This is a genomic window from Pseudomonas oplopanacis, from assembly GCF_057128725.1.
This window is the reverse complement of sequence record NZ_JBSKHV010000014.1, coordinates 45,203-69,241: the sequence shown is the minus strand read 5'-3', so window position 1 is coordinate 69,241 and position 24,039 is coordinate 45,203. Positions and strand designations below refer to the sequence as shown.

Here is a 24,039-nt window from a genome sequence, read left to right as displayed (position 1 = left end):
TTTCGTATACCCTAGCCCTACCTCACTCCAAACGATCTGCCGACGTGAACCTACCCAAACTCAACGCTCCCGACCTTGGCAATACGCCTTCGACCTCGGAAATCATCACCCGCCATCTGCGGGATGCGATCGTCGCCGGGCATTTTGCCGAGGATGAACCGATTCGCCAGGACGACATTGCCCGACAGTTCAACGTCAGCAAAATCCCGGTGCGCGAGGCGCTCAAGCGGCTGGAGGCCGAAGGGCTGGTGATGTTCCAGCGCAATCGCGGGGCGATGGTCACGCGGATTTCCGATGCGGAACTGGCGCAGATGTTCGAAGTGCGCATGCTTCTGGAAGACAAGGTGTTGCGCCTGGCCATTCCCAACATGACCGAAGAGACCTTCGCCCGTGCCGAGCGTATCTGCCAGGAGTTCATCGGCGAAGACGACGTCGGGCGCTGGGCCGAGCTCAACTGGGAGTTGCATTCCTGCCTGTATGAGCCGGCGCAGCGGCCATTTCTGGTGAGTCTGATTCGTTCGGTCAACGACAAACTGGAGCGCTACCTGCGCATGCAGATGAGCCTGTCCGCCGGCAAGGAGCGCGCCGATCACGAACACCGCGAGATCCTCGCGGCCTGCCGTGCCGGGGATGTAGACCTGGCGGTGAAGCTGCTGGACGAGCACATTGCCGGGGTCTGCAAAACCCTCTTCGAACACCTGCCCCACGCACACTGATCGCTGCGTACACTGTGCCGATTTCGTCATCGGCACCGGTTAAATCCATCAAGCCGACACCCAACCGCACGGGCCACTCTAGCGTTCACTCAACCGAATGGACGTGGCCCTCCCATGAAAAGCATCTCCGTCATCGACTCCCACACCGGCGGCGAACCGACGCGTCTGGTGACCGCCGGTTTTCCTGATCTGGGCCGCGGCAGCATGGCTGAACGGCGCAAAATCCTCGCTGAAGAGCATGACCAATGGCGTGCGGCATGTGTGCTCGAACCACGCGGCAGTGATGTGTTGGTGGGTGCCCTGCTCTGCGAACCGGTTGACCCGAGCGCCTGTGCCGGGGTGATTTTTTTCAACAACAGCGGTTACCTGGGCATGTGCGGCCACGGCACGATTGGCCTGGTGGCGTCGCTCGCGCACATGGGCAAGATCGGGCCTGGCGTGCACAGCATCGAGACGCCGGTGGGCACGGTCCAGGCCACCCTGCATGAGGATCATTCGGTCAGCGTGCGTAATGTTCCCGCTTATCGTTATCGCAAGGACCTGACATTGCAGGTGCCGGGGATCGGTCAGGTGACCGGTGATGTCGCCTGGGGCGGAAACTGGTTTTTCCTGATCGCCGATCACGGCCTGCGGGTAGCCGGTGACAACCTTGAGACGCTGACCGCCTACACCTACGCGGTGCAGCAAGCGCTGGACACCCAGGGTATTCGCGGTGAAGACGGTGGCCTGATCGATCATGTCGAACTGTTCGCCGATGACGACCACGCCGACAGCCGCAACTTCGTACTCTGCCCCGGCAAAGCCTACGACCGTTCACCGTGCGGCACCGGCACCAGCGCCAAACTGGCGTGCATGGCGGCGGACGACAAATTGCAGCCAGGGCAGATCTGGCGTCAGGCCAGTGTGATTGGCAGCGAATTCGAAGGCTCCTTCGAATGGCAAGGTGAGCGCATCATCCCGACCATTCGCGGCCGCGCGTTTATCAGTGCCGAAGCGCGGCTGATCATCGAACAGGACGACCCGTTCGCCTGGGGCATTCGCCCATGATTGAGGGGCGTGTGGCCGATGTAATCGTTATCGGCGCCGGCATCATCGGCGCGGCGTGCGCCCAGGCGCTGGCGCGTCGCGGTCTGCAGGTGCTGGTGCTCGACGCCGGCCTGCACAACGCGACGGCGGCGGGCATGGGCCATTTGCTGGTGCTCGACGACAACCCGGCCGAACTGGCCCTGAGTGATTACTCCCTGCAACGCTGGCGCGAGTTCGGGCCGGATTTGCCTGACGGCTGCGCTTACCGCAACAACGGTACGCTCTGGCTCGCCGCCAACGCCGAGGAAATGGCGGTGGCCCAGAGCAAATATCTGAACCTGCAAGCTCAGGGAATCGCCTGCGAACTGATCGGTGCCAGTGCCTTGCGCCAGCGAGAGCCAGAGCTGGCCGAGGGGCTTGAAGGCGGACTGCTGATCAAGGGTGACGGCATTCTGTACGCGCCCGCCACGGCCAACTGGATGCTCGAAACAGCGAACATCCGACAGCGCCGGGCCCACGTCGCGGAAGTCGATGGCCATCGGGTACGCCTCGATGACGGCCACTGGTTGAGTGCTGACGCGGTAGTGCTGGCCAACGGCACTCAGGCCAATCAACTGTGCCCCGAGTTGCCCATCGAGCCGAAAAAAGGCCACTTGCTGATCACCGACCGCTACCCCGCCACGGTCACTCACACGCTGGTGGAACTGGGTTACGTCACCAGCGCCCACAACGCCAAAGGCCCGTCGGTGGCCTGCAATATTCAACCGCGTCCGACCGGGCAATTGTTCATCGGCGCCTCGCGGCAATTCGGCACGACCGACCCGGAGGTCGAAGGCTGGATGCTCGCGAAGATGCTCAAGCGTGCGGCCGGCTACATGCCGGGGTTGGCCCAACTGAATGGCATTCGCGCGTGGACCGGGTTTCGTGCCGCCAGCCCTGACGGTTTGCCGCTGGTGGGTCAGCACCCGCAACGTCAGGGCTTGTGGCTGGCGGTCGGGCATGAAGGACTGGGGGTAACTACTGCGCCCGGCACCGCGGATTTGCTGGTCGCGCAACTGTTCAACGAAACCCCGCCACTGGCCGCGCAACCCTATCTGCCCCAGCGTTTCCTCGGAGAACCTGTGTATGCCTGAATTGATGCTCGACGGACAGGCCCTGAAGGTCGCCGACGGCACCAGCGTCGCCGCCGCCCTGGCGCTGGGCGGCAACGGTTGCAGCCGCACTTCGGTCAGCGGACAACGCCGCGCACCGCTGTGCGGCATGGGCATTTGCCAGGAATGCCGGGTGACCATCGACGGTCGCCGTCGCCTCGCCTGCCAGACCCTGTGCCGTGACGGCATGCGGGTGGAGACACAGCCATGAACGAATACGCCGACCTGTTGATCATCGGTGCCGGCCCCGCCGGTATGGCCGCCGCACTGGCTGCGGCCCCCAGTGGCGCACGCATTGTCATGCTCGACGACAATCCGTTGGCGGGCGGGCAAATCTGGCGCGACGGCCCTCAAGCCAGCCTCCCCGCTCAGGCCCGTCAGCTACGCGAACGCTTGCAGTCCCACGGCAATATCCGCCATCACAGCGGCACGCGGGTGATCGCCAATCCGGGCCCGAAGCAACTGCTGGTCGAAGACGACGAAAACGGCTGGTTGATCAGCTATGACAAATTGATCCTGTGCACCGGTGCCCGCGAGTTGCTGCTGCCCTTTCCCGGCTGGACATTGCCTGGGGTGACCGGGGCCGGGGGTTTGCAGGCTCTGATCAAATCCGGACTGTCTGTGCGCGATGAGCGTGTGGTGATCGCCGGAAGCGGGCCACTGTTATTGGCCAGTGCGGCGACCGCCACAAAACACGGCGCATTGGTGCTGCGCATCGCCGAGCAAGCTTCGTTAACGTCGGTCGCCGGTTTCGCCGCGCAATTGCCACGCTGGCCGGCGAAATGGCTGCAATCGTTCAGCCTGTTCAACCGGCATTACCGGGCAGGCACACATGTGCTGGCTGCGTTTGGCACTGACCGACTCGAAGGCGTGCGCCTGCAACAGCAAGGCAAAATCGTCGAGCTGGGATGTGATCGACTGGCCTGTGGGTTCGGTCTGATCCCGAACATCCAATTGGGTCAGGCACTGGGTTACGCCATTGAAGGGCAAGCGTTGGCGGTGGATGTGTGGCAGGCCAGTAACCGCGCCGATCATTACGCGGCGGGCGAATGCACCGGATTCGGCGGTAGTGAGTTGGCCCTGGCCGAAGGTGCGATTGCCGGGCACAGCGCCGTGGGTGAAGTTGAACAGGCCCGCGAATGGTGGCCACGCCGGGCACGCTGGCAGGGTTTCGCCAACGCACTGAATCAGGCCTTCGCCCTCGACCCGCGACTGAAGTCCCTGGCCCGCCCCGACACTCTGGTCTGTCGCTGTGAAGACGTGCCCTACGCCGCGCTGAGCGAACACAGCGACTGGCGCTCGGCCAAGCTCGCCAGCCGTTGTGGCATGGGCGCCTGTCAGGGGCGCGTGTGCGGCGCAGCGGTTGAGCACTTGTTTGGCTGGCAACCCTCGGCGTCGCGCCCACCGTACAGCCCGGCGCGGATCGAGACGTTGATGTGCCTGGACGACACGCCGCCCGCGTGATGAGCATGGCTGGGGTTTCGGTCGTGAGGCCGAGCCTCTATGATCCGCAGGTCGCCCTCGGACCTCCCAGCGCTATGTACCCCTCACTCACCACGTTCAAACCCTGCGACCTGCCGACGCTGTTAAGCAATCTTCAGCCGATCGCGCCGCTGCTCGATACCCTGTCGGACGTGGTGTTTTTCATCAAGGATCGCGACGCCCGTTACGCCTTCGTCAACCAGACGCTGGCGCGGCGTTGCGGTTTTAAACGCAGCGATCAATTGCTCGGGCTCACCGCCGACAGGGTGTTCCCGGAAAACTTCGGGCCGCTGTACACCGAGCAGGATCGACGGGTGTTATCCAGCGGCCGGATGCTCACCGACCAACTGGAACTGCACCTGTATTTCGGCAACCAGCCGATCTGGTGCCTGACCCACAAACTGGCCCTTCACGACGAACAGGGTCACATCGTCGGCCTCGCCGGCATCTCCCGGGATTTGCCAACGCCGCAGTCCACTCACCCGGCGTACCTGAAGCTCGCCGCCGTGGATGCGCATATCCGTAGCCACTTTGCGCGGCCCATCAGCCTCTCTGAATTGACGGCGATTGGCGGCTATTCCGTCGCGCAACTGGAGCGTCACTGCAAACGGGTGTTCCAGCTCACACCGCGGCAGATGATTCACAAGGCACGCCTGGAAGAAGGTTCGCGCCTGCTGTTGAGCACCGATTTGCCCATCACCGAAATCGCCCTGCGCTGCGGTTACACCGACCACAGTGCGTTCAGTCGGCAGTTCCGTGCACTGACCAGTTTGTCGCCGAGTCAGTACCGCGATAATCAGCGTTAAACCCGTCACCGGTGTTCCCTAAAGGGGCGCCCGCACCACCATTGCTCCCATCTGTAACACCGGCACGCAGGTCGCCAGCGCGGTGTCGCGCCACGGCAAACCTTCTACTTCAAGGGCTGACGCTAAATTCACGGTGCTGACTGGAAATCGGCACGTTGATTGCTATTGTTAATATCGTATACGAAATCCTTAATACGATATTTCAACAGCACTTCACACGAACGAGGCCTCTATGAAAAACCCCGCATTTGCCGTAGCCCTCAGCGCTGTTCTCAGTACCTCCTTTGTCGCCAGCGCCCAGGCGGACAAGCTCGACGACATCATCGGTTCGGGCAAGCTGCGCTGCGCCGTGACCCTGGACTTCCCACCGATGGGTTTCCGCGATGCCGGTAACAACCCGGCCGGTTTCGATGTGGACTATTGCCGCGACCTGGCGAAGATCCTCGGGGTCGAGGCTGAAGTGGTCGAGACGCCGTTCCCGGACCGCATTCCGGCGCTGGTCTCCGGGCGGGCCGACGTGATTGTCGCCTCCACCTCCGACACCCTCGAACGGGCCAAGACTGTCGGGCTGACCGTGCCCTACTTCGCCTTCCAGATGGTGGTGCTGACCCGCGACGATACCGGCATCAATGGCTTCGACGACCTCAAGGGCAAACCGGTGGGTAATACCAGCGGCACCTATGAGGCCATTGCCCTTGAGAAAGACGTGAAGAATTGGGGCACCGGCAGCTTCCGCGCCTACCAGTCGCAGAACGACACGTTGCTGGCCGTCGCCCAGGGCCACATCGACGCCACCGTGGTCACCAACACCGTCGCTGCCGCCACCCTCAAATCGGGGAAATACAAAAACCTCAAAGTCGCCGGCAACGCGCCGTACGTGATCGACTACGTGTCGCTCGGCGCCAAGCGCAGCGAGTATGGCCTGCTCAACTACCTCAACCTGTTCGTCAACCAACAGGTGCGCACCGGCCGTTACAAGGAGCTGTTCGTCAAATGGGTCGGCACCGATATCTCGCCGGCCAACCTGACCGTGCCACAGGTCTACTACTAAGGTGTCCGGCATGCCTGGGTCTGTTTCTCTGACCGGTCGTAGCCTGGTCGCGGGCGCCGCTCAAGGTGCCCTGTTGTTCGCCGATGTCGGGTTGAGTTTCTGGGGCGGCGTTGATTCCGCCAGTGGCGAGGTCATCGATCGCCACCACCCGCTCAGCGGCGAATTCCTGTCGAGGTGTGTGCTGGCGATTCCCAGCGGACGCGGTTCGTGCACCGGCAGCAGCGTGTTGATGGAACTGATCAGCAACGGCCATGCACCGGCGGCACTGGTGCTGGCCGAGCCGGATGAGATCCTGACCCTGGGCGTGCTGGTCGCGCAGACCATTTTTGCCCGTTCCCTGCCGGTGCTCTGCATCGGCCGGGAGGCCTTCGCGACGTTGCGCGATCACGCTTTCGCCAGAGTGGATGGCGACACGCTGAACCTGTTCGAAAACCTGCCCGGCGATGCCTGGCAGGCACTCGACAAACCCTTGCCCACCAACAGCCGCGCTTCAATCGAACTCACCGGGTTTGATCAGGCGCTGCTCGACGGCCAGCACGGTCAAGCCGCGCAAATGGCCATGCACATCGTTCTGCGCATGGCCGAGGTGCAAGGGGCGCGAAGCCTGGTGGATGTCACCCAGGCGCACATTGATGGCTGCATCTACACCGGACCTGCAAGCCTGCGCTTTGCCCAGCAGTTGGTGGAATGGGGGGCCAAAGTGCGGGTGCCGACCACCCTCAATTCGATTTCCGTGGACCAGCGTCGCTGGCGCGAATTGGGCATCGACCCGGCCCTCGGCGAGCCGGCCAGTGCCTTGGGCGATGCTTATATGGCGATGGGCGCACAACTGAGCTACACCTGCGCGCCCTACCTGCTCGACAGTGCGCCCAAGGCCGGCGAGCAGATTGTCTGGGCCGAATCCAATGCCGTGGTCTACGCCAACAGCGTGCTCGGCGCCCGCACCCTGAAGTACCCGGACTACCTCGACATCTGCATCGCCCTCACTGGCCGTGCCCCGCTGATCGGCTGCCACCTGGACGCGCAACGCAAGGCCCGGTTGCAGATCGAGTTGCCGGCACTCGGTGAACTGGACGACGCGTTCTACCCGTTGCTCGGTTATCACATCGGCGCGCTGGCCGGCAGCCGCGTGCCGCTGGTGCTGGGCCTGGAAAATCGCAAGCCGACCCTGGACGATCTCAAAGCGTTCGGCGCCGCGTTTGCCACCACTTCGGCGGCGCCGCTGTTTCATATCGCCGGGGTCACACCGGAAGCGATTGATCCGGCCAATGTGGTGGAACCGAATGTCGAACTACCCGTGGAAAAAATCCGTCTGAAAGACCTGCTGGTGAGTTGGCGCGAGCTTAACAGTGCCCGCGATCACCGCGTGGATGTGGTGTCGCTGGGCAACCCGCATTTTTCCCTCAGCGAATTCGCGCATCTGGCGAAGCTGTGCCGGGGTCGGCACAAACACCCGAGCGTCGTACTCGCCATCACCTGCGGCCGTGCAGTGCTGGAGCAGGCGCGCGAGGCCGGGCATATCGCGGTGATCGAGGCCTTCGGCGCCACGCTGGTCACCGACACCTGCTGGTGCATGCTCGGCGAGCCAGTAATTCCACCCGCCGCCACCACGCTGATGACCAACTCCGGCAAATACGCCCACTACGCACCGGGCCTGGTGGGCCGCAAGGTGCATTTCGCCAGCCTTGCCGAGTGTGTCGATACCGCGTGCAACGCCATCGCCAGCGGACGTCTGCCGGCCTGGCTGCAACCCGCCGCCCAACTGGAGAGCCCTGCGCATGTTTGACTACACCTTCCAATGGCGCTCTGCCCTGCGCGCCTTGCCGGACATGCTCGCCGGCGCCGTGGTCACCTTCGAGACCGCGGCCCTGTCGATGATCTTCGGCGTCCTGATCGCACTGGCCCTGACGGTCATGCGCGAAAGCAAACAGCCGCTGCTGCGCGGCATCGGCAACGGCTGGGTGTCGATTGCCCGCAACACGCCGTCGCTGTTCCAGATTTACATCCTGTACTTCGGCCTCGGCTCGCTCGGGATGCACGTCAGCTCGTGGCTCGCGCTGCTGGCCGGGATCACGTTCAACAACGCCGGCTACCTCGCGGAAAACTTTCGCGGCGGGCTCAAGGCTGTGCCCCAAACCCAGGTGCGTGCCGCGCGGTCACTGGGCATGAGCGCCTTTCAGACCTACCGCATGATCATCGTCCCGCAGTTGCTGCGCATCGTCTTCTACCCGCTGACCAACCAAATGGTCTGGGCGGTGCTGATGACGTCGCTGGGGGTGATCGTCGGGCTGAACAATGACCTGACCGGGGTGACCCAGGACTACAACGTCAAAACGTTCCGCACCTTCGAGTACTTCGCGATTGCGGCGGTGCTGTATTACGCGATTGCCAAGACGATCGTCGCGACGGCCCGGCTGATGGCCTGGCGGTTGTTCCGTTACTGAGGAGCTGTCCATGTTTGCCACCGGTTTTTCCTCGAATGACCTGATGTTCCTGCTCAATGGCGCCTGGGTCACGCTGCAATTGACGTTCTGGTCGATCATTCTCGGCTCCATCGCCGGGCTGCTGTTTGGCTTGCTCCGGGCCTTGTTGCCACGGGCCAGTTTGCCGCTGGCCTGGGTGTTGGACGTGTTTCGCAGCGTGCCGTTGTTGATCCAGTTCGTGCTGTTCAACTCACTCAAAAGCATCGTCGGCCTGAACATCAGCGCCTTCAGCGTCGGCTGCATCGTGCTCGGTGTGTACACCGCTGCGTACTTCACCGAGATCGTGCGCGGCGGCGTGTTGGCGGTGCCGTTCACGGTACGCCGGGCCAGCCGTTCACTGGGCCTGAGTTTCTTGCAGGACCTGCGCTGGATCGTCCTGCCGATGGCCACGCGCGTCGCCTTCCCTGGCTGGCTGAACCTGGTGCTCGGGGTGATGAAAGACACCGCGCTGGTGATGTGGATCGGCATCGTCGAGCTGCTGCGCGCTTCACAAACCATCGTCACCCGCATCCAGGAACCGTTGCTGGTGCTGTGCATCGCGGGCCTTATCTACTACGTCATGAGCCTGGTGGTTGCACGCCTCGGCGCTCGTCTGGAAAGAAGGTGGCAGGAAAATGATTGAGATCGATAACGTACACAAATCGTTCGGCAACCTCGAAGTGGTCAAGGGCGTGAACCTGACCGTGAACAAGGGTGAAGTGGTGTCGATCATCGGCGGCTCCGGCTCTGGCAAGTCCACGCTTCTGATGTGTATCAACGGGCTGGAGCCGATCCAGAAAGGCAACATTCGCGTCGACGGAGTCGAGGTGCATGACAGCGCCACCGACCTCAACCGTCTGCGGCAGAAGATTGGCATCGTGTTCCAGCAATGGAATGCCTTTCCGCACCTGACGGTCCTGGAAAACGTCATGTTGGCCCCGCGCAAGGTGCTGGGCAAAAGCAAGGCCGAAGCCGAGGAACTGGCGGTGCAACAACTGACCCACGTCGGTCTGGGCGACAAGCTCAAGACCTTCCCCGGCAAGCTCTCCGGCGGTCAACAGCAACGCATGGCCATCGCCCGCGCGCTGGCGATGTCGCCGGACTACATGCTGTTCGACGAAGCCACGTCCGCCCTCGACCCGCAACTGGTGGGCGAAGTGCTGGACACCATGCGCATGCTCGCCGAAGACGGAATGACCATGGTGCTGGTGACCCACGAGATCCGCTTTGCCCGCGACGTGTCGGACCGTGTGGCGTTCTTTCGTAATGGGTTGGTGCATGAGATTGGGTCGCCGGATCAAGTGATCGGGAATCCGGTGCATGCGGAGACTGCGGCGTTTCTTAAATCGGTGAAATAGCGGATGGCCCTTTCGCGAGCAGGCTCGCTCCCACAGGGTTTGGTGGTGTACGCAAATCACTGTGGGAGCGAGCCTGCTCGCGAAGAGGCCCGCACAGACAAAACAAGGAATAAACCATGCGCTCATCAAAAGTAATCCACGTCGTCAGCTGCCACGCCGAAGGCGAAGTCGGTGACGTGATCGTCGGCGGTGTCGCCCCGCCACCCGGCGCCACCGTGTGGGAACAGTCACGCTGGATCGCCAAGGACGAAACCCTGCGCAACTTCGTGCTCAACGAACCGCGCGGTGGCGTGTTTCGCCACGTCAACTTGTTGGTACCGGCCAAGGACCCGCGGGCGCAGATGGCCTGGATCATCATGGAGCCGGCGGACACGCCACCGATGTCCGGTTCCAACTCACTGTGCGTGGCCACGGTGTTGCTCGACAGTGGCATCCTGCCGATGACCGAGCCGCAAACCCGGCTGGTGCTGGAAGCCCCCGGCGGTCTGATCGAAGCCGTCGCCGATTGCCGTGACGGCAAGGTTGAACGGGTGGAAATCAAGAACGTGCCGTCCTTCGCCGACCGCCTGGATGCCTGGATTGAAGTCGAGGGCATCGGTTCATTGAAGGTCGATACCGCCTACGGTGGCGACAGTTTCGTGATTGCCGACGCCAAGGGCCTGGGCTTTTCCATCCGCCCGGACGAGGCCGCCGATCTGGTCGCGGTCGGGCTGAAAATCACCCGCGCCGCCAACGAACAATTGGGCTTCGTGCATCCGCTGAACCCGGAGTGGTCGCACATTTCCTTCTGTCAGATCGCCGCGCCCATCGTCCACGAAAACGGCATTGCCACTGGCGCCAACGCGGTGGTGATTCAACCCGGCAAAATCGACCGCTCACCCACCGGCACAGGCTGCTCGGCGCGCATGGCCGTGATGCACGCGAAGGGTTTGATGCAGGTCGGCGAGCGTTTTATCGGCCGTTCGATCATCGGCTCCGAGTTCCACTGCCGCATTGATTCGCTGACCGAAGTGGCCGGCCGCGCTGCCATTTACCCGTGCATTTCCGGGCGGGCCTGGATCACCGGCACTCACCAATTGCTGCTCGATCCGAGCGATCCATGGCCACAGGGTTATCGCTTGTCCGATACCTGGCCGGGTGCTTAATCCCGAACACCCAGACCAACGGCTACAAAATTCCCTGAAATATCCGAAATAGCACTGGCCGAATCTTTTCATTTTAAATATCGTATACGAAATACAATTAACGACCCGGAGGCAACAAATGAGCAAGCGTATTAACTGGAGTGGCGTCTTCCCCGCGGTGACCACTCAATTCAACGATGACTTCACCATCAACCTGGACAAGACCCATCAGGTGATTTCCAACGTGATCCGCGATGGTGTGTCGGGCCTGGTGGTATGCGGTTCGGTCGGTGAAAACACTTCGTTGACCGCCGAAGAAAAAATCGCTGTCACCGAAGTCGCGGTCGATGCCTCTCGCGGCCGGGTGCCGGTGATTTGTGGCGTGGCCGAATTCACCAGCGTGCAAGCGGCCAAAGTGGCCAACGCCGTGCGCAAGGTGGGCGTCGATGGCGTGATGCTGATGCCGGCGCTGGTCTACAGCTCCAAGCCGTTTGAAACCGCCGAGCACTATCGCTACGTGGCCAAGCATGCCGACGTGCCGTTGATGGTCTACAACAACCCGCCGATCTACAAAAACGATGTCACCCCGGACATCCTGATTTCCCTGGCTGACTGCGACAACGTGGTGTGCTTCAAGGATTCCTCCGGCGACACCCGCCGTTTCATCGACGTGCGCAATGAAGTCGGCGACCGCTTTGTGCTGTTCGCCGGCCTCGATGACGTGGTGCTGGAAAGCATCGCCGTGGGCGCCGAAGGCTGGGTCTCGGGCATGTCCAACGTGTTCCCGAAAGAAGGCGAAACCATCTTCCGCCTGGCCAAGGCCGGGCGTTTTGCCGAAGCCATGCCGATCTACGAATGGCTGATGCCGATCCTGCACCTCGACGCCCGTGCCGACCTGGTGCAGTGCATCAAGCTGTGCGAAGCCATCGCCGGTCGCGGCAGCGCGCTGACCCGTCCGCCACGCCTGGCCCTGCCGGAAGCGGATCGCCTGTTCGTCGAACAGATCATGGCCAAGGCCCTGGCGAACCGTCCGCACCTGCCGGACGTCGGTCTCTGAGTGAGTGCCGGGCGGGCCTTGGAGGCCCGGCCCGGCTGCCTGTTTTCGCGCCTCTACAGGAAACGTCAGCATGCCCAATCATCAACACACTCAACGCGCAACCACACCCTCCGGACTCAAGCGCGTCGTGGCCGCCGCCATGGCCGGTACCGTCGCGGAGTGGTATGAATTCTTTCTCTACGGTACGGCCTCGGCGTTAGTCTTCGGCCAACTGTTCTTTCGCCAGACCGACAGCCCCGTCGACGGCATCATCGCCGCGTTCGCGCTGTACGCCGTGGGCTTTCTCGCTCGACCGCTGGGTGGCCTGGTGTTCGGTCACTACGGTGACAAATTCGGCCGCAAGCGCTTGCTGCAATTGAGCCTGGTGGTGGTCGGCATCACCACGTTCCTGATGGGCTGCCTGCCCGGATTCGACCAGATCGGTTACGCGGCGCCGGTATTGCTGGTGCTGTTGCGGCTGATCCAGGGGTTCGCCTTTGGCGGTGAATGGGGCGGCGCGATTTTGCTGGTGTCCGAACATTGCCCGGACAATCGCCGGGGCTTCTGGGCCAGTTGGCCGCAAGCGGGTGTGCCGGCCGGGAATCTGGTGGCGACCGTCGCCCTGCTGCTGTTGTCGTCGAACCTGTCGGAGCAACAATTTCTCGCCTGGGGCTGGCGCGTGGCGTTCTGGTTCTCGGCAGTGGTGGTGTTGATCGGCTACTGGATTCGCACCAGCGTCGATGACGCACCGATCTTCAAGGAAGCCCAGGCGCGTCAGGCGCAAACCAAGCAACAACAATTGGGCGTGGTCGAAGTGCTGCGTCACCATTGGCGTTCGGTGTTGGTGGGCATCGGCGCGCGCTTTGCCGAAAACATTCTCTACTACACCGTGGTGACGTTCTCGATTACCTACCTCAAGTTGGTGGTGCACAAGGACACTTCAGAGATTCTGTTTCTGATGTTCGGTGCTCACTTGCTGCACTTCTTCATGATCCCGTTGATGGGCTATCTGTCCGACATCGTCGGGCGCAAACCGGTGTATCTGGTCGGCGCGGTGCTCACGGCATTTTGGGGGTTCGTCGGCTTCCCGATGATGGACACCGGCAACAACTGGCTGATCATGGCGGCCATTACCCTGGGCCTGGCCATCGAGTCGATGACCTACGCACCGTACTCGGCGCTGATGGCCGAAATGTTCCCGACGCACGTGCGCTACACCGCCCTCTCGCTGTGCTACCAGGTGGCGCCGATTTTCGCCGGTTCCCTCGCACCGCTGATCGCGATCACGCTGCTCAACAAGTACCACAGCTCGACGCCCATCGCCTGGTACCTGGTCGGTGCTTCGCTGATCTCGGTCGTTGCCGTGGGGCTGACCCGGGAAACCCGCGGCAAGTCGTTGCACGCGGTGGATGCCGAGTCTGCGGCGCGCATTGCCTCACTGGATAACGCCGCCCCCGCGACCCCGCGTCGAGGCGATTCGCTGGCGTGAGCCCAAAACCTGTAGGAGCGTGGCTTGCCTGCGATGGCGGTGTGTCATTCGAACCTCCATCGCGGGCAAGCCTCGCTCCTACAGAGGGATGTATTACCTTTTGCCTGACAGGAGTTTTCATGCCCCGGATCCTTGGTCACAACTACATTGGCGGCACGCGCAGCGCCGCCGGCAGCCTCATGTTGCACAGTCATGACGCCAGCACTGGCGAGGCGTTGCCCTACGCTTTCGTGCAAGCCACCGAAGGCGAAGTGCATGCCGCCGCTGAGGCCGCTGCCGCAGCATTCCCGACCTTTCGCACGATGCCAGCAGCACGCCGTGCGGATTTTCTGGAAGCCATCGCCGCACAACTGGATGCCCTGGATGACGAATTCGTCGCCTTGGTCACCCGCGAAACCGCATTGCCGAGCGCACGCATACAGGGTGAACGCGCTCGCACCAGCGGCCAGATGCGCCTGTTCGCCCAGGTCCTGCGTCGCGGTGATTTTTATGCTGCACGCATCGACCGCGCATTGCCTGACCGGCAACCGCTGCCACGCAGCGATCTGCGTCAGTACCGGATCGGTGTCGGACCCGTGGCCGTGTTCGGTGCGAGCAACTTTCCGTTGGCATTCTCCACGGCGGGCGGCGATACCGCAGCAGCCCTGGCCGCCGGGTGCCCGGTGGTGTTCAAGGCCCACAGTGGGCATATGGCGACCGCCGAACAGGTGGCCGATGCAATCATCCGCGCGGCCGAGCAGACTGATATGCCCAAGGGTGTGTTCAACATGATCTACGGCGCGGGTGTGGGTGAAGCCCTGGTCAAGCATCCGGCGATCCAGGCCGTCGGTTTCACCGGTTCGCTCAAAGGTGGCCGGGCGTTGTGTGACATGGCTGCCGCACGCGCCCAGCCGATTCCGGTGTTTGCCGAAATGAGCAGCATCAATCCGGTGGTGGTGTTGCCTGAGGCGTTGAACGTTCGCGGTGAGAAAATTGCCAATGAACTGGCCGCCTCTGTGGTGCTCGGCTGCGGCCAGTTCTGCACCAATCCGGGATTGGTCATCGGTGTGCGCTCCGTGCAATTCAGTGCCTTCACCGAAACCCTGACTGCGCGGCTGGCTGAACAACCGGCACAAACCATGCTCAACGCCGGCACGCTGCGCAGCTACGGAAAAGGTGTGCAGGCGTTGCTCAGCCACCCGGGCGTGACCCACCTGACCAGCCATGAACAACACGGCAATCAGGCGCGTGCGCATCTGTTCAAGGCTGACGTGAGTCTGTTGCTCGAAGGTGATCCGTTGCTACAGGAAGAAGTTTTCGGGCCGACCACCCTCATCGTCGAAGTGGCCGACACAGCCGAACTGCGCCAGGCGCTGAACAGCTTGCACGGTCAACTCACCGCCACCCTGATTGGCGAACCGCAGGACCTGCATGAACACGCAGAGTTGCTGGCACTGCTGGAACAAAAGGTCGGCCGGGTGCTGTTCAACGGCTACCCCACGGGTGTCGAAGTGTGTGATGCGATGGTGCATGGCGGCCCCTACCCGGCCACCTCCGATGCCCGCGGCACCTCGGTCGGCAGCCTGGCCATCGACCGTTTCCTGCGCCCGGTGTGTTACCAGAACTGCCCGGAGGCGCTGCTGCCCGACCCACTGAAAAACGCCAACCCACTGGGTATTGCCCGGCTGGTCGACGGCATCAACCACCGAAATCCAATCTAACAGACACCCAAAAATCCTATAGGAGTGAGCCTGCTCCGGGCGGCGTTCCGACGATAGCGGAATGTCAGCCAACAGAAATGTTGAATGTACCGTCCCCTTCGCGAGCAGGCTCGCTCCCACACTGGATTGTTGCCGGGAACAATACTTGTGTACGACCTGGACTAACTGTGGGAGCGAGCCTGCTCGCGATAGCGAAATGTCAGTCAACAGAGATGTTGAATGTGCCGTCCCCTTCGCGAGCAGGCTCGCTCCCACACTGGATTGTTGCCGGGAACAATATTTGTGTACGACCTGGACTAACTGTGGGAGCGAGCCTGCTCGCGATAGCGGTGTGTCAGTCAACAGAGATGTTGAATGTACTGTCCCCTTCGCGAGCAGGCTCGCTCCTACATTAGTTATTGAGTCAAGCCAGCAATGCCTTGAGGTCGTTGTACAAGGCCTCGGGGATCTGCACCCCTTCGGCCAAGCTACGCGCCCGCGCCTCGTATCGGCGTTGGGAGGGCAAGCGTGCGCCCTGCCCTTCGATCCCCTGGAACAACGCTTCGGCCCTGGCCAGATGCACCTCCGTCGAGTCCCCCAAAAAGCGCCGTGGATCGAGAGCAATGATCAATTCCCCATGGTACGGCGACGATTTGCTGCCCGCGTCGTAAGCCAGCGATTCGGCACTGGTCAGGTCGCCGATCAACGGCCCGGCAATCAATTCCACCATGGCCGCCAGCGCCGAGCCCTTGTGCCCGCCGAATGTCAGCATCGCGCCGCTGTCGAGTACGACGTTGGCATCGGTACTCGGTTGTCCCTGCGCGTCGACGCCCCAGCCCTCGGGGATGGCTTTGCCGGCACGGCGGTGCAGTTCGATGTCGCCACGGGCGATGGCGCTGGTGGCGAAGTCGAACACGAAAGGATCCTGTCCCTGACGGGGCCAGCCGAAGGCAATCGGGTTGGTGCCGAACACCGGCAAGCGCCCACCGGCCGGGGCCACCCAGGCGTGACTCGGATTACACGCCAGCGCCACCAGGCCGGCAGCGGTCAATTGCTCGATCTCTACCCACAGCGCCGAGAAATGCACGCAGTGATTGATCGCCAACGCCGCAATCCCGTTGGCTCGGGTTTTCTCCTTTAGCAGCGGCAAACCCGCCTGAAACGCCAACTGCGAAAAGCCGCCACCGGCATCCACCCGCACAATCGACGGTGCCTGGTTGATCACCTCGGGTTGGGCCGTGGCCGAGACTTTACCGGCCCGCAGGGAATTGACGCACCCCAGCACCCGGTACAAGCCATGAGAGGCGCAGCCATCGCGCTCGCCGGCCGTCACCGTCGTCGCCACCGCACGCGCATGGGCCAGGTTGAAACCGTTGTGCAACAGGATCGATTCGGCCAACGCATGGGCTTCGATCAGGGTCAGTCGGATCATGGTCATCTCCTTGAACAGACCGGTCAGGGTGGTCTATTCGAGGCGCCAGGGCTTGATGGGTTTGCACGGAGGGAGTGACGAAATCAGCACAGGCGACAGTGCAATATCAATCCATGCACTGTCGCCCCTGTCGATCAGGCCTTGGTGCTTCGTACCGCCGGCACAACCACTGCTGATTTCCTCGCCAGCAGGTAGTAAAGAATACCCGGCACCACCAACCCGACGATCCAGGAAATATCCACGCCACCGAGCTGCGCAACCATCGGCCCGGAGTAGAAATGCGTGTCGACAAACGGCAGCTGGATCAACACGCCGCTGACATACACGCTGATCCCCAACACGTTCCAGCGACCGTAACGCCCGGCCGGGTCGGATAAGGCCGGGATGTCATAGCGCTCCTTGTTGATGAAGTAGTAATCCACCAGGTTGATCGCGCTCCACGGGGTGAAGAACGTCAGCAAAAACAGGATGAAATACTTGAACGAGTTGAGGAACGAGTACTGGCCGACCAACGCGAGCGTGGTCGATGTCGCGACGATCAGCAGCACAAATAGCATGCGCTGGCGGGCGGTGATTTCCAGGCGACTGCGCAAGCCGCTGATGATGGTGGCCACGCACATGAAGCTGCCATAGGCGTTCAGTGTGGACACGGTGACTTTGCCGAACACCACGCTCAGGTACAGCAACGACGCCATCACCCCGGTACTGCCCAGGCCGACGATGGTCGCCACTTCGTGACCACGAAAGTTGGCGCCGGCCAGTGCGGCGGCAAACACCCCCAGCACCATGGATGCCTGGGCGCCGAGCACAGTGCCGAGGCCGACGGCGGTGAAGGTTTTCCAGGAAGACGTGCTGCTCGGCAGGTAGCGCGAGTAGTCGGCCACGTACGGGCCAAACGCAATCTGCCAGGACGCTGACAGCGATACCGCCAGCAGGAACGTGCTCCAGCCAAAGTGGCGGTTTTCCAGGAGCAGGCCGACGTCGTTAAGCGTCATCAATCGGGTAAACAGGTAAGCGAAGGCGATGATGCCGAGCACGCTGGCCACACGCCCCACCAGGTGAATCACCCGATAGCCGAAGATCGTCAGGAACGTGATGCACGCGGCGAAAATCAGGATGCCGGTGCTGTCGCTGACGCTGATCAACTGGGCAATCGCCTGCCCCGACAACACCGCGCCGGTGGCGCTGAAACCGAGGTACATCAGGCACACCAGAACAATCGGGATCGCCGCGCCGTAGACCCCGAACTGCACACGGCTGGAGATCATCTGCGGCAGACCCAGTTTCGGTCCCTGGGCGGCGTGCAAGGCGACGACGGCACCGCCGAGCAACTGGCCGATCAGCAAGCCGATCAATGACCAGAACACATCACCACCCAACACCACGGCCAGCGCCCCGGTGACGATCGCGGTGATTTGCAGGTTGGCACCGAGCCACAGGGTGAACTGGCTGTAGAGGCTGCCATGACGCTCGGCCTCGGGGATGAAATCGATCGAGCGGGTCTCGATCAGGGGACTTCGTTGTTGGTTATCGTGGGGCTGGGTCATTATTTTTATTCTCTTCAAAGATAGAACGAATCCACACAACCCAATGTGGGAGCGAGCCTGCTCGCGAAGGCGGCGGCACAGTCAACATTGATGCAAGCTGACTCACCGCTTTCGCGAGCAGGCTCGCTCCCACAGGGAAGGTGTTTTACGCGTGGATCATTTTTGTTGTTCGGTCATCGCCACTTGGCCTACGAAAGGCGCCTTGGCCCACACGACTTTGCCCCCCACTACGGTCATCAACACGCTGTTGCGGGCCAGTTCCTCTTCGGGCACCTGCATGAAGTTTTTATCCAGCACGATCAGGTCCGCAAACTTGCCCACCTCAACCGAACCCACAACGTTCTCCAGTTTCAGTTGCTCAGCGGCGTTGACAGTGATCGTGCGCAGCACTTCGGCACGGGACAGCGCCGGGGCGGCATTCAGGCGGCCAGCGTATTTGGGACCATAGCTGTGCGGGTTCGTCGGATCACCGGAACGGGTCACCCCGACTTTCAACGCCAGGAACTCATCAAGCGGGTCAACCGGCCAGTCGCTGCCATAGGCCACGCGACCGCCCGCACGGGCGATGCTGCCCGAGGGCTCCATGCGCGCAAATCGAGTAGGGCCGAGGTGATCGCTGGTGCCGTCGACGGTGGACGGTGCCTGCTGCGCCCACTGGAAGGACATGTTGGCGGTCACGTCGAGGGCCTTGAAGCGCCCATAGTCGGCAGGGTCAACGGACTCGTTGTGGGTGATGGCCGGGCGAAAGCCATTGCCGGGCAATTGCTGGCGCACGTATTCGATACCGTCGAGTGAGTCACGCACGGCGCGGTCGCCGGTGGCGTGCAGGTGCGGGTCGAGGCCGGCCTGCACGGCTTGCAACAGCAGCGGCTTGAGCACTTGCGGCGGGAAGTACAACTCACCGACGTTTTTGCCCGGCGCCCATTTCGGTGCCTTCTCGGTGCCGGCGTTGTGCAGGTACGGCGTCAACATCGCACCGGTGTCCGCCGGAGCATTGATGATGCCATCCATGAACAATTTGACGTGACGCATGCTCACGCCGGGCGCGACTTTGGCTTCGCCCTGATCGTAAGTGGCGGCCATCGCCTTGGCCTCGGCGATGGTTTTCGCCGGGTCGGCGGCAGCGGCGGCCGGGTCCAGCTTGATCGCCAGCAAGGCGCGGGCGGTCAGTTCACCCGACTGCTGCAAGGTGGTGAAGGCTTTGCCATTTTCCGGACCGGACAAGGCATCGAAGAAACTGGTGATGCCTTGCTGGCGCATGGCGTCGAGTGCGGCGCGGGTCTGGTTGAGTTTTTCGGCGTCGGTGGCCGGCGGCACCACGGCGGCCATCGCATCGGCCGCGCCGTCTTCGCAGATGCCGGTGAGGTTGCCGGCACTGTCGCGCACGTACTTGCCGTCACCGGGATTGGCGGTGTTTTTGTTGATGCCGGCGACGGCCAGGCCACGTGAGTTGGTCAGCACGGTGTGGAAGTCAGTGGAACGCACCTGAATCGGCCGTTTGGTGTTGAGGGCGTCCAGCGTCGATTTATCCGGGTCGCCGTCGAGGCCGTCCATGCCCATGCGGTCCCAACTGCCGACTTCGAGCCAGACATCTGGCCCCTTGCCCTTGTCGGCATCCAGGCACGCCTGAATGGTGGTCTGGAACTCCTTGCGCGTCATGGTCTGGTATTTCAGGTCGCACAAGGTCATGGCGCGGCCGCCATCACCCGGGTGCATGTGCGCATCGATAAAACCCGGCATCAGCATGCGCCCCGCCAGATCGATCAACTGCGTTTGCTTGCCGATGTACGTCGCCGCCCCTTCGTCGTTGCCGACATAGACGATCTTCCCGCCCGTGACGGCAATCGCCTGCTGCACCGAGTTCTGGCCATCGACGGTGTAGACATAACCATTGCGCATGACCATGTCTGCCGGGGTCGAACCTTGGGTCTGGCACCCCACCAGCGCCACACCGGAAAATGCCGTGGTTGCCGCAATGGCGACAAAAAGCCTGGAGAATTTCAACTGCCTCACCTCTGTTTTTATAGTTTTGGAAGAGGCCCGAACAGCCTGCGCGCAAGCCCCTGATATGCAAGGCATACCCTAGCGTGCGCGGGCGTTGGAGGGACCTCCACAAATGAGGAGGGGTCAGTGATTCAAAGGGCTTCGCGGCGAGTTGTCTGTGCAGACAGGACAGAACCCAACTCAACCTTGCTTTTCACGCCCAACTGCAAATAGCAGTTGCGCAGATAAGTGCGCACAGTCGCAGGACTCAAGCCGAGGATCTTGGCGATCTCTTTATACGAATGACCGGCCGCGAACAGCATCGCCGCCGTCCGCTCCCGTGGCGCCAGCACCACGCCGCGTGACTGGGTTTCGAGGGACAGAATGACGTGCTCCCCATTCGGGCTGAGGGTCAGCGCACAACGTCCCAGGCGCATGACGCTCGGCGCTTTTGGCAACTGGGCGATAACCTGCGCCGGCAGCATCGAACCGCTCCACCCCGGCATTTCACGCTGGATCGCCGCACACAGGCTGGCGCCGACGTACAGCAGCGTGCCGTCCATGCGCGCCACGCCAAAGTCGCTGGCACCGTTACCGGTGTCGATGCGAATCATGTCCTGCACCTGGAAGCGCCACAACTGCAACAGGTGATCGCAGAAGGCTGAAAACAATGCGGCTTCGCCGTCGTTGAACCCCGATGCGTTTTCGCCGCGATAGAGGCAGACAAAAAACATCAAACCGCTTTCAGGCAACTCGAAGGTGATGCAGATCACGTGGTAGAGGTCATGACGGCGAGCGAAGGCGTCGACCTCTACATGGGGATCGGTGTAGCCACTGTCACGCACCACTGCGCCGGGTTGGCTCAGGGTGTCATGGGAGAACCGGTCGCTGCCCGCGCTCTTGTGCCATTCGGCGGCAAACGATTCGGGCAGATTTATGCGCCCGTGCATCCAGCTTTTCGGCGCCACATGGGCATCTGACGTGGACATCTCGCCCCACCACGCCGACGCAAACGGCACCAGTGTGCGAAAGGCTTGCAGCCCGTCTTCGATGAATTGCGAGGCGCCGCGCTCCCGAGCCAGTCGCCCGAGGTGCAATACGCATTGATTGAAGGCCTTCAGCGTCACCATCAACGGTGTGCCACCGACCTCGTTCCCCTCCTCCATCTTCTTGATCCTGTTGGCTGCGTGGCATTTTTTTCGACCATGCCACACGGGCAGTGATGACGTCCACAAGGCCCGTATTCATGCGCAAACCGGCAACAGTGTTTGTCCCTCGGGCGGCTGTTTGGAGCAGGGGCAAACCCCTAGCATCGTTCCTACCCCGTGAGCATTTGCAAACAGCTCTCAAGGTAGAAAACCAACCCGCCCCTCCTCAAACGATACGGTGAACGCCATGAAACTTTCGAAATTCGCTCTTCTGCTGACACTGGCCAGTCTCGGCGCCCCCGCCTTCGCTGACGACAGTTCTGCAACGGCCGCAACTGCCAACACCCCGGTTGAAACCTATACCTACGACACCCACCTCGACATCAAACGCGTCATCAGCGTGTCAGACGTCGGCGACCAGTGTGGCCCGGTACCAGCACAAATGACCTACGAAGACTCGCGCGGCCAACGACATGTCCTGCAGTACCAAGTCATGGGCACCGGCTGTTCCAACGGTTGAGTACCGTGCAGACGATGGAGGGTCGACACTCCATACCGGCGGCACTGGGGTTTATCTGTTTTTACTTGAACCGACGATTTTTTCATCAGAGGCCAACAGGATCGGAATGTAATCCTTGAGAAAATCCACCCACGTCTTGATTTTCGCATCGACGAATTTGCGTGACGGGTAGATGGCAAACACATTCAGTTCTTCAAAATGATACTCAGGCAACACCCGCACCAAGGTCCCCGCTTTCAAACCTTCCACGGCAGATGCAATCGGTTGAATGCCGATGCCCATTCCGTTGCTGATCGCCACTGTCATCGCGTCGGCGGTGTTGACGTGAAACGGCGACATCGGTGTGCTCACCGTCTCCACGCCTTCGGGCCCCGCGAATACCCAGTTTTCCGCCGGCATCACCGTATTCACAATCCTCAGGCAATCATGTGCGCCCAGTGCACCCGGTGCGTCGGGAATTCCGCGTTTCTTCAGGTACGCCGGTGAGGCGCAGAGAATGCTGTAGGTAATGCCCAGCCGCTGCGCGACAAAGCCTGAATCGGGTAGGTCTCGCGCCAATACAATCGACATGTCATAGCCTTCTTCCAGCAAGTCCGGCAGCCGATTGGTCAGGGTCAAATCAAACATCACCGAAGGGTGCGTCTCTCTGTACCGGGCGATGGCGTTGATCACGTAGTGATTGCCGACGGCGGACATCGCATGGATTTTCAGCCGGCCCACAGGCCTGGTTTGCGCCGTTCCCGCTTCTTCATCCGCTTCGCGCATCTCCTCGATAATTTTCTCGCAGCGTTGCAAATAGCGCAGGCCCGCTTCGGTCAGGGCCAGACGCCGGGTCGTGCGGTTGATCAGGCGTGTTTGCAGCCGGGCTTCCAGGCTGGAAACCGCTTTGGAAATGTTGGTGGTCGAGGTGTCCAGCATCACCGCTGCGGCCGTGAAGCTACCGCTCTGGGCCACCGCGATGAAACAACGCATGGTTTGGAAAACGTCCATCGGTTTTGCCTCGGCGCACAATTGAACGGTCAAAAAAAAGCGGCGGCCTGAGATCAGGCCGCCGCGCTGGCATGGGTTACCTTTTGCCCGGGATAAAGCCCGGGATACCGGTTTCCACCACCGAGTTGAAGCGCACTCGAGTCGTGATGTCCTGCTTGATCTCAAGCATGGCCCGGTGCGGCAGCGTGGCAATGTCAAAGTTTTCCTGAATATGGCTCAGTGTCGCAGACGTGGTCAGAAACGCCACACCGCGCTGCACCGACCAGGCCAGGGCGACTTGCGCCGGGGTTCTCTGCACGTGTTTCGCAATGCCGGTCAGCACCGGATCTTCCAGCACCGCAGGCTGCATGCCATGGCCGAGCGGTGCAAAGGCGAGGACGATGATGCCGTGCTGCTTGCAGAACTCCAGCAGCTCCCATTCCGGCAGATACGGGTGGGATTCCACCTGCACGACAGAGGGTTTGATCCGCGCCACGTCGACAATCGACTTCAACGCCTCCAGGGTGATGTCCGACAAGCCGATGGACTTGCAGCGCCCTTCATCCACGAGCTGTTCCAGCGCCCGCCAGGTATCGAGCAAGGTCACGCCCGAGTCGTAGATCATGTGGCCGAACGGGTCCCGGGGTTCCTGGTCATCGCCGGGTTGAAAGGCGAACGGCGTGTGGATCAGGTAGCAGTCAACGTAATCCACCTGAAGCCGACGGCAACTGGCCTCGAACGCCGGCAACACACGCTCGGGACGGTGGTTGGTGTTCCACAGTTTGGTGGTGATGAACAGGTCTTCGCGCCGGGCCTTGCCCGAGTCGATGAAGGCCTTGAACGCCACGCCCACCGCTTCTTCGTTGCGATAACGCTCGGCGCAGTCGAAATGGCGGAAACCGGTTTCCAGTGCGTAGGTGACTGCTTGGGTTGTGACGGAGAGGTCGCGGAACAGCGTGCCAAAACCAACAGCGGGCATTTCAGCCGAGCCGTGGTTCAGCGCAAATTTTGTTTCGCGAAGTTCGTCGTGAAAGGCTTCGTAGGTCATGTCGTTACTCCA

At 61.8% G+C, this 24,039-nt stretch carries 22 protein-coding genes; 16 read left to right on the top strand and 6 right to left on the bottom strand.

The genetic code is table 11. The features are described 5' to 3' along the window. Window positions 1-44: 44 nt before the first annotated feature. From ACWKV5_RS23790 to ACWKV5_RS23720, 15 genes are all read left to right on the top strand, one after another. Window positions 45-716: a GntR family transcriptional regulator gene (locus tag ACWKV5_RS23790; protein ID WP_027924781.1), complete on the top strand. Its 672-nt coding sequence runs from the start codon at window positions 45-47 to the stop codon at window positions 714-716. Between the two features lie 114 nt (window positions 717-830). Beyond that, window positions 831-1,763, top strand: a complete 933-nt coding sequence (locus tag ACWKV5_RS23785; RefSeq protein ID WP_483843239.1) for a 4-hydroxyproline epimerase — start codon at window positions 831-833, stop codon at window positions 1,761-1,763. Then, the gene (locus tag ACWKV5_RS23780; RefSeq protein ID WP_483843238.1) at window positions 1,760-2,875 is read left to right on the top strand and encodes an NAD(P)/FAD-dependent oxidoreductase; all 1,116 of its coding nucleotides are present in this window, start codon (window positions 1,760-1,762) and stop codon (window positions 2,873-2,875) included. Before ACWKV5_RS23785 ends, ACWKV5_RS23780 begins: the two co-directional genes overlap by 4 nt. Beyond that, window positions 2,868-3,104, top strand: coding sequence for a (2Fe-2S)-binding protein (locus tag ACWKV5_RS23775; protein ID WP_483843237.1), 237 nt, complete (start codon window positions 2,868-2,870; stop codon window positions 3,102-3,104). The genes ACWKV5_RS23780 and ACWKV5_RS23775 overlap by 8 nt, the downstream gene beginning before the upstream one ends. Next, complete coding sequence (locus ACWKV5_RS23770) at window positions 3,101-4,357, top strand: FAD-dependent oxidoreductase (protein WP_483843236.1); 1,257 nt, start codon at window positions 3,101-3,103, stop codon at window positions 4,355-4,357. Before ACWKV5_RS23775 ends, ACWKV5_RS23770 begins: the two co-directional genes overlap by 4 nt. A 74-nt stretch (window positions 4,358-4,431) precedes the next feature. After that, window positions 4,432-5,181, top strand: a complete 750-nt coding sequence (locus tag ACWKV5_RS23765; RefSeq protein ID WP_483843235.1) for a PAS domain-containing protein — start codon at window positions 4,432-4,434, stop codon at window positions 5,179-5,181. A 232-nt stretch (window positions 5,182-5,413) separates the two neighbouring features. After that, window positions 5,414-6,232, top strand: coding sequence for an ABC transporter substrate-binding protein (locus tag ACWKV5_RS23760; protein WP_483843234.1), 819 nt, complete (start codon window positions 5,414-5,416; stop codon window positions 6,230-6,232). Between the two features lie 10 nt (window positions 6,233-6,242). Continuing rightward, the gene (lhpI, locus tag ACWKV5_RS23755; RefSeq protein WP_483843233.1) at window positions 6,243-8,018 is read left to right on the top strand and encodes a cis-3-hydroxy-L-proline dehydratase; all 1,776 of its coding nucleotides are present in this window, start codon (window positions 6,243-6,245) and stop codon (window positions 8,016-8,018) included. Further along, complete coding sequence (locus ACWKV5_RS23750) at window positions 8,011-8,676, top strand: amino acid ABC transporter permease (protein WP_027924789.1); 666 nt, start codon at window positions 8,011-8,013, stop codon at window positions 8,674-8,676. The genes lhpI and ACWKV5_RS23750 overlap by 8 nt, the downstream gene beginning before the upstream one ends. 10 nt (window positions 8,677-8,686) lie before the next feature. Next, on the top strand, window positions 8,687-9,337 hold the full coding sequence (locus ACWKV5_RS23745; RefSeq protein WP_027924790.1) for an amino acid ABC transporter permease: 651 nt from the start codon (window positions 8,687-8,689) through the stop codon (window positions 9,335-9,337). After that, on the top strand, window positions 9,330-10,052 hold the full coding sequence (locus tag ACWKV5_RS23740; protein ID WP_027924791.1) for an amino acid ABC transporter ATP-binding protein: 723 nt from the start codon (window positions 9,330-9,332) through the stop codon (window positions 10,050-10,052). The genes ACWKV5_RS23745 and ACWKV5_RS23740 overlap by 8 nt, the downstream gene beginning before the upstream one ends. Before the next feature lie 116 nt (window positions 10,053-10,168). Further along, a complete protein-coding gene (locus tag ACWKV5_RS23735; protein ID WP_027924792.1) occupies window positions 10,169-11,197 on the top strand; it encodes a trans-3-hydroxy-L-proline dehydratase in 1,029 nt (342 codons plus the stop codon). Window positions 11,198-11,315: 118 nt separating this feature from the next. Beyond that, window positions 11,316-12,233 (top strand): dihydrodipicolinate synthase family protein, encoded by a 918-nt coding sequence (locus ACWKV5_RS23730; protein WP_483843232.1) that lies wholly within the window; start codon window positions 11,316-11,318, stop codon window positions 12,231-12,233. A 70-nt stretch (window positions 12,234-12,303) separates the two neighbouring features. Then, entirely contained in the window at window positions 12,304-13,701 is a 1,398-nt protein-coding gene (gene abaF, locus ACWKV5_RS23725) for a fosfomycin efflux MFS transporter AbaF (RefSeq protein WP_483843231.1), read from the top strand. 119 nt (window positions 13,702-13,820) lie between these two features. After that, window positions 13,821-15,401, top strand: coding sequence for an aldehyde dehydrogenase (NADP(+)) (locus ACWKV5_RS23720; protein ID WP_483843230.1), 1,581 nt, complete (start codon window positions 13,821-13,823; stop codon window positions 15,399-15,401). A 403-nt stretch (window positions 15,402-15,804) separates the two neighbouring features. On the opposite strand, the gene ACWKV5_RS23715 is transcribed toward ACWKV5_RS23720, so the two are convergent. From ACWKV5_RS23715 to ACWKV5_RS23700, 4 genes are all read right to left on the bottom strand, one after another. After that, complete coding sequence (locus tag ACWKV5_RS23715) at window positions 15,805-16,812, bottom strand: Ldh family oxidoreductase (protein ID WP_483843229.1); 1,008 nt, start codon at window positions 16,810-16,812, stop codon at window positions 15,805-15,807. A 134-nt stretch (window positions 16,813-16,946) separates the two neighbouring features. After that, window positions 16,947-18,359: a purine-cytosine permease family protein gene (locus tag ACWKV5_RS23710; RefSeq protein ID WP_483843228.1), complete on the bottom strand. Its 1,413-nt coding sequence runs from the start codon at window positions 18,357-18,359 to the stop codon at window positions 16,947-16,949. A 156-nt stretch (window positions 18,360-18,515) separates the two neighbouring features. Further along, window positions 18,516-20,363 carry an amidohydrolase gene (locus ACWKV5_RS23705; protein ID WP_483843227.1) on the bottom strand — a complete coding sequence of 616 codons (1,848 nt, stop codon included), beginning with the start codon at window positions 20,361-20,363 and terminating at the stop codon, window positions 18,516-18,518. Window positions 20,364-20,494: 131 nt separating this feature from the next. After that, the gene (locus tag ACWKV5_RS23700; protein WP_483843226.1) at window positions 20,495-21,508 is read right to left on the bottom strand and encodes a helix-turn-helix transcriptional regulator; all 1,014 of its coding nucleotides are present in this window, start codon (window positions 21,506-21,508) and stop codon (window positions 20,495-20,497) included. Window positions 21,509-21,737: 229 nt separating this feature from the next. Here ACWKV5_RS23700 and ACWKV5_RS23695 point away from each other — a divergent pair, with 229 nt between their 5' ends. Next, a complete protein-coding gene (locus ACWKV5_RS23695; RefSeq protein ID WP_483843225.1) occupies window positions 21,738-22,010 on the top strand; it encodes a DUF2790 domain-containing protein in 273 nt (90 codons plus the stop codon). Between the two features lie 51 nt (window positions 22,011-22,061). Here the strand turns inward: ACWKV5_RS23695 and ACWKV5_RS23690 are convergent, their stop codons facing one another. Both ACWKV5_RS23690 and ACWKV5_RS23685 read right to left on the bottom strand, forming a co-directional pair. After that, window positions 22,062-23,000: a LysR family transcriptional regulator gene (locus tag ACWKV5_RS23690; RefSeq protein ID WP_483843224.1), complete on the bottom strand. Its 939-nt coding sequence runs from the start codon at window positions 22,998-23,000 to the stop codon at window positions 22,062-22,064. A 76-nt stretch (window positions 23,001-23,076) separates the two neighbouring features. After that, complete coding sequence (locus ACWKV5_RS23685) at window positions 23,077-24,027, bottom strand: aldo/keto reductase (protein WP_483843223.1); 951 nt, start codon at window positions 24,025-24,027, stop codon at window positions 23,077-23,079. Between the last annotated feature and the right edge of the window lie 12 nt (window positions 24,028-24,039).